Raw genomic sequence first — 12854 nt, 5'->3', positions numbered from 1 at the left:
TATAAACCTTTAAGTTTAATATTAAAATGCTGTAACTTAAACGCAGCAATACCGTCTAAAAAACAAAAACATTCAACCGGGTAAAATCTGTTCTTTTTGGCTTTTGCTACGGTGCAAATGCAGTAAGGTTAACCATTGAAACCAAAATAAGTTTATATGCTGTTTTTAAAACTTTTCGGGGAAAGCTTTTTGTTTGCTTTTGATGCGCTAAAACAAAACAAAACCCGCACAACGCTTTCGTTATTAGGGGTAACCATAGGCATATTCACCATTATAGCTGTATTTTCGGCTGTTGATACCCTGCGAAATAACCTGCAAAGCAGCGTTAATAAGCTGGGCAACAATAGTATTTATGTTGAAAAATGGCCATGGGTAGGGGGCAGCGATTTTCCGTGGTGGAAATATCTGCAAAGGCCGGTTGCAAAACTTAAGGATTTTAATGAACTATCTCGCCGTAGCCAAACCGCCAAAGCATTATCGTACGAAATTAGTATTGATAACCGCACTATTAAATATAAAAGTAATACAGTTGATGGCGCACAAATAGATGCAGCCTCACAGGATCATAATAAAACCTGGAATTTTGATTTTGCCGAAGGCCGGTATTTTACCGATATGGAATCAAAAACCGGTGCCCCCATAACTGATATTGGTTTTGATATAGCCCAAAACCTTTTCCCGGCGGGCGATGCAGTAGGCAAGCAGATAAAAGTAATGGGGCGGTATGTTACGGTTGTTGGCGTATTTTCAAAACAGGGAAAAGATATGCTGGGCATATCAACTGATAAGGAAGTGCTTTTGCCGTTAAACTTTGCCCATAATCTGATAGATATCCAGGCTGAAAATTATCACCCCTCAATTATAGTGCGCGGCAAAGATGGCATCCCTACAGATGATGTGGAAAGCGAGATCAGGGGGCTGATGCGTTCAATCAGGAGTTTAAGGCCTGGGGTTGAAGATAACTTCGCGCTTAACCGCACCACCATGCTAACCCAGCAATTAGATAGCGTTTTTAAAGTTTTAAATACCGGGGGAGCCATAATAGGTTTATTTTCGATGCTGGTTGGCGGGTTTGGTATAGCCAACATCATGTTTGTGTCGGTAAAAGAGCGTACTAACATTATAGGCATCCAAAAATCATTGGGAGCAAAAAGATATTTCATACTATTACAGTTTTTAATTGAATCCGTATCGCTTTGCCTTATGGGTGGGTTGATAGGGCTTTTGTTTGTATACTTTTTAACATTCGGTATCAAAGCGGTATTTGATGTACAGGTGATACTTGGCGCTTCAAACATTGTTACTGGCTTAAGCTTTTCGCTGATAACAGGTGTTTTATCTGGGATTATTCCTGCCTATTTTGCATCGGTACTTGACCCTGTTGAAGCAATACGGACTAACTAACGTAATAAATGAAAATTGTAAACCGTATTTCTGTTGTTGCCGCACTGGTAGCTACATCGGCATGTAACCAAAATGCAAAGCAGCAGGAGCTTGCCAAAACCGATACCGCCACTGTAAAAGTTGTAGATGCAAAAATTGCGGATACTGCTAATACAGCCCATGTTTTTTCTGCTTATATCGCGCTAAAAGACCAGTTCCTGAAATCGGATGTAGCGGGAATTAAGGCAGCGGCTTCGGTACTTGAAAATAAACTTATTGGTATTAAAGGTTGCTCAGAAACAGCTACCCTTACCAGGAAAATAGCTGTAACCGATGATATTAAAGATCAGCGTGCTGCCTTTTTAACCTTAAGTAGCGATGTGATTGCACTGGTAAAAGGAAGCAAAATAAAAACCACCGCCATTTATGTTGATTATTGCCCTATGGCCGATAGCGGCAACGGCGGTTACTGGCTGTCGTTAGATAAAAAAATACAAAATCCTTATTTCCCCGAACAGATGAAGGAATGCGGATCTGTTAAGGAAAAGATGAATTAACAGCTTCTTTTATTTATTAACGTTGACCGGAGGTTTGTAATATTTGGCCGCTTTTTCAAACAAGGCTTCGGGTGCAAATGGTTTGGTAAGGTAATCGCTCATGCCCGCTTCAAGGGCTTTATTGTAGGTTTCGGGCATAGCATCGGCCGTTAGCGCGATAATAGGGATGTCGGGGTGTAATTTTTTGATAATAGCCGTGGCTTCAAATCCATCCATTACCGGCATCTGCAAATCCATAATAATAAGGTTGTATTTGTTGTTGTTTGCCATGTTTACAGCTATCTCGCCGTTTAGTGCTTCGTCGGCAGCGGCATTCCACTTCCTCAAAAAGCGGGTGGCAATCATCAGGTTCATCTTATTGTCGTCAACAACCAATATATTCATCCCGGTAAGGCTAAATGTAAGCCCGGCCACAGCAGGTGTCATCGCTTGATGGCCGATGGTTTTTGGAGCTATATTAAAGGCAATGGCGAATATAAAGGATGTGCCCTTCCCCAGTTCGCTTGTAACAGATATGGTGCTGTTGTGCAGCTCAACCAGGCGTTTGGTAATGGCCAGGCCAAGGCCGGTACCGCCATAGTCATTATTAATTACCTGCTTGTCCTGCATAAACGGATCAAAAACAATATCAAAGCTGTCGGGACTGATGCCTATCCCGGTATCGGCAACAGTAAACTTCACGGTAACCACCGTGTTGCTTATCTGTTCTTTCTCCAGCTTAATGGAAACACCGCCTACATGTGTAAACTTTACAGCATTGCTTACCAGGTTGTTTAATACCTGGCTTAAGCGCATGTTGTCGCCCGTTACCATTTCTGGTATACCTTCGTCAATTACAGCATCCAGGGATAATTGCTTTTCGGCAACCCTGGGGTGAAAAGACTGCTTTATTTTATGGATCAACTGATGAAGGTTGAAAGGCGATTTGTTAAGCTCAAGTTTGCCCGCCTCAATTTTATTATAATCCAAAATGTCATTAATGATGGCCAGCAGGTTCTCGCCCGAGAATTTTAGCGTATTCAGGTACTCCAGTTGCCCGGGTCGTGGATTTTCTGAGAGTAATAAATTGGTAGTGCCAATAACCGCGTTCATTGGGGTACGTATCTCATGGCTCATGATCGACAAAAACTCCGATTTGAATTTTGATGCTTTCTCGGCTACGTCTTTAGCCCAGATCAACTCCTGTCGTGCTTTTTGCTGGTCGGTTATGTCTTCGCCTATGCTGGTGGTTTCTCGCAGGTCGCCGTTTTCGTCAAAAATGATGGTGTTTTGCCAGCTCATAACCCGTTCCTCGCCGTTGCGGCATATAATGGGGTTAATAAAATGGGCTTCAACCGCATTGTTTTTAAACCAGTTGTGCATGAAGTTTTTTAAATCGCGCGGTATAAAATGATCCATCCAGTTCATGCCAACAATTTCGGCCTGGGAGTAGCCAAGTAGTTTGGTCAGGTATTTATTGCAAAATATAATGTTGCCGTTTTTATCTAAAGTAACTGCCGCCAGGTTAATGGTTTCTAAAACCAGTTTGTATTTGCTTTCTGATTGCCGGTAGTCTAATTCGGCTTGTTTGCGTTCGGTTACATCCTGTAAGGTACCGATGATTTTACGAATGCTGCCATCGTCGCGCCTCATCAGCTTACCTATAATTACACTTAAGTATCTTACATTGCCATTGGGCGTAATTATGCGGTACTCCTGCGAGATATCTTTTAAATTTTCGGGTGTCCTGATTAATTGTTTTAAAACATGCCTGTCATTTGGATGAACATACTTTAATAATAAGGTCATCTGTTTTAACCCGAGCAGGTGAACGGCCGAAACTTCGTGGATAATGTTTAACTCCTCCGACCAGCTGAGCAGGTTTGTAGTCAGGTTCCATTTCCAGTTACCTATTTTGGCTATGGTTTGGGCTTCCATCAATTCTACCTGGCTAACTTTTATCGCTTTTTCGGATAATTTAGCTTCGGTGATATCCTGCAGCACACCAAAAATTCTTTTACTGCTGCCATCATCGGCCTGCAACAGGTTACCGCGGATGATTTTGATGTATTTTACGGTGCCTTTTGGTGTAATAAACTTATGCTCAAACTGCGCCAGCGTTGTGTGGTGAACACTCGAAAGGTAAGCTTCGGCATTTTTGCGGTCGTCGGGATGAATGAGGCTGATATAATAATGAAATTTGCTGATGTTGGCAGGGATGCTGTCAATCTCGAGGAGACTGAATAAATTATCTGACCAATAGGTTTCACTTGTGACGCTATCATACCACCAGTTACCGGTTTTTGATATAGCCTGCGCCTCAAGCAACAGTGCCTCGTTGGCCTTCAATGCGTCTGCGTTTTTCTTTTGCTCAGATATATCAATCAATGCGGCAGATATTCGCCCGGTATAATTTCCATTACGCTCATAAATAGGCATCATATTACACCTGAACCATTGGTTTGTGCCGTAATCGGATACAAATTCAATAGACATAGGTAAACGGTTTGCTATCACGTAATCAAGGCAATCAATATACTTTTTTGCTCTATCGGGTGGCAGTGCCTCTTCAAGCCGCTTGCCAACAATTGCTTTTGGATCGGCCGACCGTTCAATCAGTTCGTTATACCATACATTAAGACAAAGCCTGGTTTCATCAAACTCAAATACCATATCATTAAATGAGCCGATAAGCGAGTGAAGGTTATTATTAAGATTAACCATTTTATCCACCGCGTTTTTCAGCCGGTATTGATACGCCTTAACAACAAGAAAAGATACGTAAGCTATAATGGTAAAAATGATAATAAGCACCACCAGCACAGGAAGGGAAATATTTAGCCGCGGGGCATTAGCGTAAGCGGTTATAATTACCAGCAGGTTAAGCCCGCATATAGCAACAAACTCCCAGCCTTTTTTACAAAACAGTGTGAGTGCTATAAAAATGGTTATAGAACTAAAAAGGTACGCATGCTCAAACCCGTTTATACTTAATAAAAAGTAATTGTTAATGATCAGAAAGGAGAAAATTGTGATGTAAGTACTTGTATTGTAAACGGCTTTGTTGGTGCCAAAAGACAGGCCAAGTGAAACAACGCACAAAAAACTATTAATAAGCCTCAACCAAATAGGGTCATATGAGTTATAATAACAAAGATAGTGTAGCGAAGGGCTTGCAATAAATAAGCCGATGAGCAATAACCGGTAAATTGTTTCGTCGTTTTGGATTATTAATACTGTTTTAACTTTCAACGACATTAACGAATACTTTTTAATGATTCAGGACAATATTACTTAGCAAAAGAGGGGTAATTTAATAATTTTGCAGTTAAAAATTTACAAATAGTAAATTATCTTAGCGGGTATTAATACGCAGATTTAATTACATTTGTTGCAGATACAAAAATTTCTATGTCGGAAACAGCACAGCTAAAAATTGGTGATAAAACATTTGAACTCCCGGTAATTGAGGGTACAGAAGGCGAAAAAGCGATAGATATTTCAAAACTAAGAGATCAAAGCGGTTACGTAACGCTGGATATCGGCTACAAAAATACAGGTGCTACCAAAAGCGCTATTACTTTTTTGGATGGTGAAAAAGGCATCCTTAAATATCGTGGCTACTCTATAGAGCAACTGGCCGAGAATGCCAGTTTTATTGAGGTAGCCTACCTTTTGATATATGGCGAATTACCTAAAGAACAGGAGTTAACCGATTTTCAATACCAGATAAGCCGCCATACCCTGGTTCATGAGGATATGAAAAAGTTTTTTGATGGCTTTCCGTCAAAATCACATCCTATGGGCCAGTTGTCGTCGTTAATTGGCGCATTGGCTGCTTTTAACCCGGAATCATTAAAAGCCGGTTTATCTGCCGAGGAAGTAAACCTCGAAATCATAAAACTGCTGGCCAAAATGAGTACCGTAGTTTCATGGATCTACAAAAAATCGTTAGGCCATCCAGTTGTTTATCCTCAAAACAAATACGACTACGTGACCAATTTCCTGTACATGACTTTTGCCGAGCGTACAGAAGATTACAAGGTTGATAGGGTAGTGGTGGATGTAATGAACAAATTACTGATACTGCATGCCGATCATGAGCAAAACTGCTCAACCTCAACAGTGCGTATTGTAGGCTCATCAGATGCTAATTTATATGCCTCTATTTCGGCAGGTATTTCGGCATTGTGGGGTCCGCTGCACGGTGGCGCCAATCAGGCGGTGATAGAAATGCTGGAGAAAATTAAAAACGATGGCGGAGATACAGATAAATGGATAGCCAAGGCAAAGGATAAAAACGATCCTTTCCGTTTAATGGGCTTTGGTCACCGGGTGTATAAGAATTTCGACCCGAGGGCTAAGATTATTAAGAAAGCTTGTGATGATATATTAGAAAAATTAGGCATCAATGACGAGGTATTGGAGATAGCTAAAAAGCTGGAAGAAGTTGCCCTGAAAGATCCATATTTTGTTGAGCGCAAGCTGTACCCTAATGTTGATTTTTACTCGGGCATCATTTACCGGGCATTGGGTTTCCCAACTGAAATGTTTACCGTATTGTTTGCCCTTGGCCGCTTACCAGGCTGGATTGCCCAATGGAAAGAGATGAAAGCTAATAAAGAACCCATCGGCCGCCCGCGCCAGATTTATACCGGCGATACCGACCGGGAGTATAAGGATATAAAAGAACGATAGTTCTTTTGGTTCATTTGTTCACTGGTTCATTGGTCTGCTTCTTTAGCCCGACGGCTAACGTAAAGCAATAAACAAAAAAGCGATTGGTAGCCCCAATCGCTTTTTTTATACAGCCAATGACCTGCGGATAGGACCAATAAACTAATGAACCAGTGAACCAATGAACTAAAAAGACCCGCTGGTTTTCACCGGGCGGGCCTTTCAAATCAATCAACCGTAAATAAGTATCTTATTGTTTTGTAATGGTAAAGGTGTTTGCGTTGGCATTAAGCACTATTTTATAGTTGCCGGTTCCTGGAGGATCAATATTTGGTCCGTTTTGCGAAAGGCTGCCTGTTGTGCCACCAAGGTTAGTATCCCAGCCATGGTTAAACCTGAATTTAAATTGTTTATTACCACCACTAACCAAAGCAACAATGCCTGAATAGGTTTTTGTACTTGCATCGTAGGTCAAGTCGGTGTCATCGCTCCATCCGCCTGGTGTCGCATCACCAATAACAGACCAAACTTGCTTGGTAGCTGTGAATGTAAGCGCATTTAGGTCCAGGTGTAAAGCATATAAGCCAGCTGATGGAACAGATAAATTACCTCCCGAAGTGCTTACCTTGCCACCACCGGCGTCGCCATAATTGGTATGATCCCAATCTTTTTTAGACGTTATTTTGAACTCAAGATTACCCGGGGTAAAGGCGGTAAGGCCATCATAAATATTATCGCTGTTTGGCGATTTTAAGCTATCGGCAGTTGACGGGCTCCATCCTTGCGATGCGCCGGGTACATAAACATAGCTTGCCAGTTTGTAAGGTTTTACAGTTAAAGTAAGTACGTTGGTGTAAGTTATAGAGTTAGCTGCAACGGCCGATTTAACACGAACTTCCAAATCGGTATTATTATCATATGATAAACCCATTGTAAGTAAGATAGCATTTAAACTGCCAACTGTGTATGATTGGGTAGTTCCGGTTAAGGCAACCTCAGTTAATTTGGTCGATTTAAAGCTGCTCCCTTTTGTGTCTATTTGCAAGGTATAGTTAACTTTTGTGCTATACCCGCTTATTGACGTTGCCGGCCAGCTAAAGGTAACTGCAACATCTGTTGCTATGTCTCTTGATAAAACCGGCGTTGTAGATGTTGCAGCTAACGTTCCTGCTTTACCAACAGTTGTTACAACCCTGGTTTCGTCCTTTTTACAGGATGATAGCAATAACAGCCCTATGCTGCTTATTGCTAAAATTTTGGTTAAAAGTTTTTTCATTTTTCTCTTTTAATCTGTTTAATAAATGTTTTATAAAGTACCATAAGGCGCAAAGTGCCTTATGGTAAGTAATGAATGCTATTTATAACCCGGATTTTGTTTTAAAGTAGGGTTGTTAACTATATCTGCTGATGGAATTGGCATCAGGTTAAGATCGGTAGATACACTTGTACCGGCTTTAACGCCACCTTTCCAGGCCCAGATGTAATCACCACCGACAAATTTGCCAAAACGGATCAAATCTGTCCTTCTGTGCATTTCAAACAGGAACTCGCGGCCTCTTTCGTTTAAAATAAAATCGAGCGTAAGTTGTGGTGCAGTAATATTGCCTGTTGCACTGCCACCGTAGGCTCTTGTACGCACTTGGTTCACATAGGTTAATGCTGTAACCAAATCGCCACCAGTACCGCCGCGTAAAACAGCTTCGGCATAAATCAAATAAGCATCGGCCAAGCGGAACATTGGGAAATCGGTATCAGGGAAGTTACCTGTAATGTCTGAGCCAACTGCGCCTGTCGAAGTCACGTTTCTGAATTTTTGAATGGCATAACCGTCGGTAAATGTATACTCGTCGTTAATTTCCAGGTTCTGTCCGTCAGTAAAAAATACAGCTCTTTTATCAGTATTACCACTGTTATCTGGAAATAGGCTTACGTATTGTTTAGTTGTGCGGATACCCGACCAACCACCATTGATACCAAAATCAGCAGCTTTCATATTACCACCTACGGGTGCGTGAATAAGGTAGGTAATGCCTCCGTAGCCTGTTGTGTGCAAGCCATCAAATGTAATAGGGAAAACTATCTCGTTTGATTTGTTGTTATCGGCAAGGAACAGATTTTTGAAATTAGGCTCCAACGAGTAGCCATCAGCAATTACTTTTTTTGCATAGGTTATTGCATCGGTGCTTCTATCGGTACCGGTGTAAACTTTAGCATTAAGGTATAATTTTGCTAAAAGCATATCGGCAGCGGCCTGATCTGCACGTCCGTATTCAAAACGAGGAGCGCCCATATCAGCTTCAGCTGCTTTTAATTCGCTTTCTATGTAAGCAAATATTTCGGCACGTGATTTTTGTTTTGRAAAAAACACACCAACAACGTCATTCTCTGTTACAAACGGTACCGAACCAAAAAGGTCAATGGCATGCCAGTAAGCCAACGCCCTTAAAAAGCGGGCTTCTGCGCGGTATTGTTTTGCTTTTGCAAGGTTGTCGCCGGTAATGCCGTTGCTGGCCAATTTAGCATCAGTAGTTTGGCGTATAAACTCGTTGTTTAAAGCTACTACGTAAAATATACGGTTATACATGGCTGTTATGAATTCGTTACCAGAATTCCAGGTCATGTTATGCAGGCTATGAATGGTACCATCGTTCCAAACAATAGCCGCTTCATCCGTAGTTAACTCCTGCATGTTATAATACTCGCGCAGGTAGTTACCAAAGCCTTCGTCGATACCCGAAATATCTGGGTTTCCAGCCGGACCAGCCTGTCCGCTTAGTGCAAATGACGAGTAAAGTTTAGCCAGTACTCCTTTGTAGTTGGCAAAGTTGGCGTAAACCTGGTCGGTGGTTAAAGCCCCCTTTGGCGTAAGGTCTTTTTTGCAAGATGTCACAGTAACCGACAGTCCTATCACTACGATAGTCATCAGCCATGTTAAATTTCTCTTTCTCATATTTTAATATTTTTACAAATTATAAGCTCAGGTTTAAGCCAAGGGTATAAACTCTTGGGCGCGGATAAAAGTTATTGTCAACACCGCCATTTATTTCAGGATCAAGCCCTTTGTATTTGGTTATTACAAATACATTAGATACGTTGAATGATGCCCTAAGGTTGTGTTTACCAAGCGTACCAAAGGTGTAGCCCAAAGTAGCGTAGTCCATACGCAGGAATGAAGCATTTTCTACGTAATAGTCAGAGTATAACTGGTATTGTTGAAACTGAGTTTGTAATACACTTGAAGGTAAGTTGCCCAGGTAGCCTGCGAATTTTACACCGGCATAAGCGCCGTTTGCAGCAGATTGCGCATTGTATAAATAGTTGCCCAGGTTGGCCCGTGCACTAAATCCTAAATTCCACTTTTTGTAAGTAAAGTTAGAGTTGAAACCCATAAATACTTTTGGATCCGACTGTTTGTACAGGTATTTATCATCAACACTGCTACCATTTTTATTCCTGTCAACATAAACGCCTTCTAATGGAAGTCCGTTTTGATCATAAACTTGTTGGTACACGTAAAACGCCCCGGGGTTTTGGCCCGCTTTGAACAAACCAATAGTATTACCCACGCCACCAGGGATGCCGGTTACCGCGATTGTTTGATTAGGATCGCCCGTTAAAGAGATATTGGTGATTTTACGCTGGTTAAGCGTAACGTTGTAACCCAATGTCCAGTTGATATCTTTTGAATCGATAGCAATGAAATTGATGTTAAAATCAATACCCTTGGTAGTTAGGTTACCAATGTTTGCAGTTATATAGTTGCTTAAGTTAGTACCTGCCGGTATTGGGGTAAAAATTAACAGATCCTTTGTTTTTTTGTTGTAAAGATCGATGCTTCCGTTGATCCTGCCGTTAAGGAAACCAAAATCAAGGCCGGCGTTCACAGTGGCTGTTTGCTCCCACTTGATGTCGGCATTATAAGCATCAGAGCGCAACGTATTCACGAATGCATTGCCAAATTGGTATTGAGCTGCGCTATTGCTGGGTTCGTAAATAGCCAGGTACGGAAAGTATTTGCTAAGGCCGGTACCAATATCCTGTTGTCCGGTAATACCGTAACTAACCCTGAATTTCAGGTCGGATAAAACATCAACACTTTTTAAAAACGATTCTTCTTTAGCACGCCATGCAAATGCAACCGAAGGGAAGTAACCGTTACGGTGCAGGTCTGAGAAGCGCGATGAACGGTCGTCCCTGATGCTGGCGGTTAACAAATATTTGTCGTTAAATGAATAGTTTAAGCGGGCAAAAGGCGATTCGATATAATACTCGCCCCATGAAGGAAGGCTTGGTGTACCAACCGGAGTGGTTTTATCAGCTTTATATTGCTGGCTTCCGCGAAAATAAGTACTGAAGTATTGGTATGAGTAGCCTGCCTGTAAATCAACGTGGCTGTTAATGTCTTTCAGGTCTTTTGAATACTTTAAGTAATAATCGGTATTATAAGTATAATTTTCATTAAAGTATTTAGAATACGAACCACCCTGGGTAAAGTTTGAGGCTGCCGAGGCTGGTATAAAAGTATAACCATCCCCATCAGATAAATCGCCGCCAAAAGTTGCGCTGGCCTGTAATTCTTTCAGGAATGGGAATACATAGTTTAAAGATAATGTACCAATACCTCTTTTGCCCTTACCTTGTGCATCCTGCTCGTTCAATAGGCCTACAGGGTTACGTGGTGCAAGGGTGTTTGGATTGCCGCTGCTATCCAACCATTCAAAATAACCACCAAACTTGGTTTTGTCATTTGAGTAAACGGGTTGAGTAGGGTCGAAGCCAATGGCGTTACCAATGGCTCCTGCTGCAAAATGGCTATCGGTGTATGAGCCTTTCAAATTCAAATCAACCTTTAAGCTTCCGTGCAAAAAGTCATGACTAATATTGAACGCAGCTGTTGTCCTTTTCAAATTATCTGTTTTAACCACACCGTCCTGGTCTAAATAACCAATCGATAAACGGTACGGAACACCTTTTATACCACCAGTAATACTCAGGTTATTATCATAGGTATAAGCCGGGCGGTAAATGAGGCTTTGCCAGTCGGTATTGGCAGTGCCCAACAAATTAGCCTGACCAGGGCTTTGGGTTTTAACGGCAGTACGGAACTGATCGGCTGTCAACACGCTTACTTCTTTGGTTATTTTTGAAAGCGCGGTTTTTGAATCAAAATTGATGTGTACATCTTTATCACCTTTACCCTTTTTGGTGGTAATAATAATTACACCATTTGATGCGCGTGAACCGTAAATTGCTGTTGCGGATGCATCCTTAAGGATATTGTATGATTCGATATCATTCGGGTTTATTAAGCTCAAAGGGTTTGAAACGCCACTAATGCTGGTATTGGCCAATGGTATTCCGTCAATTACAATTAAAGGGTCATTTGATGCATTTAAAGATGCACCACCCCGTATGCGTATTGTACTACCAGAGCCTGGCGCACCGCTGTTTGAGGTGATTTGTACGCCGGCAACTTTACCGGTAATTAGTTGTTCAGGTGTAGTTACCGGGCCCTGGTTAAAATCCCTGGCCGAAATTGACGTTACCGAACCGGTAAGATCTTTCTTCTTTTGGGTACCGTAACCTACCACAACCACTTCGTTAAGATTTTGATTGTCGGGTTTTAATGAAAAGTTAACCTCAACAGCTGCATTACCTATTGTTACGGCTTTCTTTAAAGCCACATAACCTAAAAACTTAGCGGTTACGGTAACGTTCCCGGTTTTAATGCCGGTAATAGTGTAGCTACCATTACCATCGGTAGTTGCACCAATGGTTGTGCCATCAATAGTAACGGCAGCACCAGGCAGGGGTGCGTTGGTTTCGTCAAATACCTTACCTCTGATGCTTCCTGTTTGGGCAAATGCCATTACTGACATCATTAGGAAGGCACAAAGAAGAACGTACTTTTTTGAGTAATTTTTTCTCATTTACTTTTTGGGTTTTTGTGAATAAAATGGCTTAATTAGCCGGTGTTAAATTGGTCTGATAATTTTGCTGAAACAGCACGCGACTAATTTACATTTAGAAATAATAAAAGCAAATTTTATACAAAAGATAATTTTGACYGGATTAATTAAGGTATAGTTAACTTTAATGAAACATTAAACAGGGGAGAACTTTTAATACTTTTCACCTTTTTTTGTGGGAAATTTGCAAACTGGCTAAGATTTGTTCAAAACTAAGTGTCATAATTACACAATGGGCAATTTTACTAATATGTAACGATTTTCCGGGAACGTTCCCGGAAAACAATTG

General features: G+C 41.3%; 7 protein-coding genes. 3 read left to right on the top strand and 4 right to left on the bottom strand.

All coding sequences use genetic code 11. From position 1 onward, the window contains the following. Positions 1-156 precede the first annotated feature (156 nt). Together AC1DV1_RS26295 and AC1DV1_RS26290 are read left to right on the top strand one after the other, a co-directional pair. Positions 157-1404 (top strand): ABC transporter permease, encoded by a 1248-nt coding sequence (locus AC1DV1_RS26295; protein ID WP_477365953.1) that lies wholly within the window; start codon positions 157-159, stop codon positions 1402-1404. Between the two features lie 8 nt (positions 1405-1412). Beyond that, on the top strand, positions 1413-1940 hold the full coding sequence (locus tag AC1DV1_RS26290) for a DUF3347 domain-containing protein (protein ID WP_477365950.1): 528 nt from the start codon (positions 1413-1415) through the stop codon (positions 1938-1940). 9 nt (positions 1941-1949) lie between these two features. Here the strand turns inward: AC1DV1_RS26290 and AC1DV1_RS26285 are convergent, their stop codons facing one another. Then, on the bottom strand, positions 1950-5177 hold the full coding sequence (locus AC1DV1_RS26285) for a PAS domain-containing hybrid sensor histidine kinase/response regulator (RefSeq protein WP_477365947.1): 3228 nt from the start codon (positions 5175-5177) through the stop codon (positions 1950-1952). 153 nt (positions 5178-5330) lie between these two features. Here AC1DV1_RS26285 and AC1DV1_RS26280 point away from each other — a divergent pair, with 153 nt between their 5' ends. Beyond that, complete coding sequence (locus tag AC1DV1_RS26280; protein WP_477365944.1) at positions 5331-6617, top strand: citrate synthase; 1287 nt, start codon at positions 5331-5333, stop codon at positions 6615-6617. Between the two features lie 229 nt (positions 6618-6846). Here the strand turns inward: AC1DV1_RS26280 and AC1DV1_RS26275 are convergent, their stop codons facing one another. The 3 genes from AC1DV1_RS26275 to AC1DV1_RS26265 all read right to left on the bottom strand — a co-directional run bounded on the left by AC1DV1_RS26275 (position 6847) and on the right by AC1DV1_RS26265 (position 12478). Continuing rightward, the gene (locus tag AC1DV1_RS26275; protein ID WP_477365941.1) at positions 6847-7872 is read right to left on the bottom strand and encodes a SusE domain-containing protein; all 1026 of its coding nucleotides are present in this window, start codon (positions 7870-7872) and stop codon (positions 6847-6849) included. A gap of 78 nt (positions 7873-7950) precedes the next feature. Then, positions 7951-9546 (bottom strand): RagB/SusD family nutrient uptake outer membrane protein, encoded by a 1596-nt coding sequence (locus AC1DV1_RS26270; RefSeq protein ID WP_477365938.1) that lies wholly within the window; start codon positions 9544-9546, stop codon positions 7951-7953. A gap of 19 nt (positions 9547-9565) precedes the next feature. After that, on the bottom strand, positions 9566-12478 hold the full coding sequence (locus AC1DV1_RS26265; RefSeq protein WP_477365935.1) for a SusC/RagA family TonB-linked outer membrane protein: 2913 nt from the start codon (positions 12476-12478) through the stop codon (positions 9566-9568). Positions 12479-12854: the final 376 nt, after the last annotated feature.

The organism is Mucilaginibacter sp. P4_D1 (genome assembly GCF_056401935.1).
Note: the sequence above shows the minus strand (reverse complement) of the source record. Positions and strands in the feature narration are given on the sequence as shown.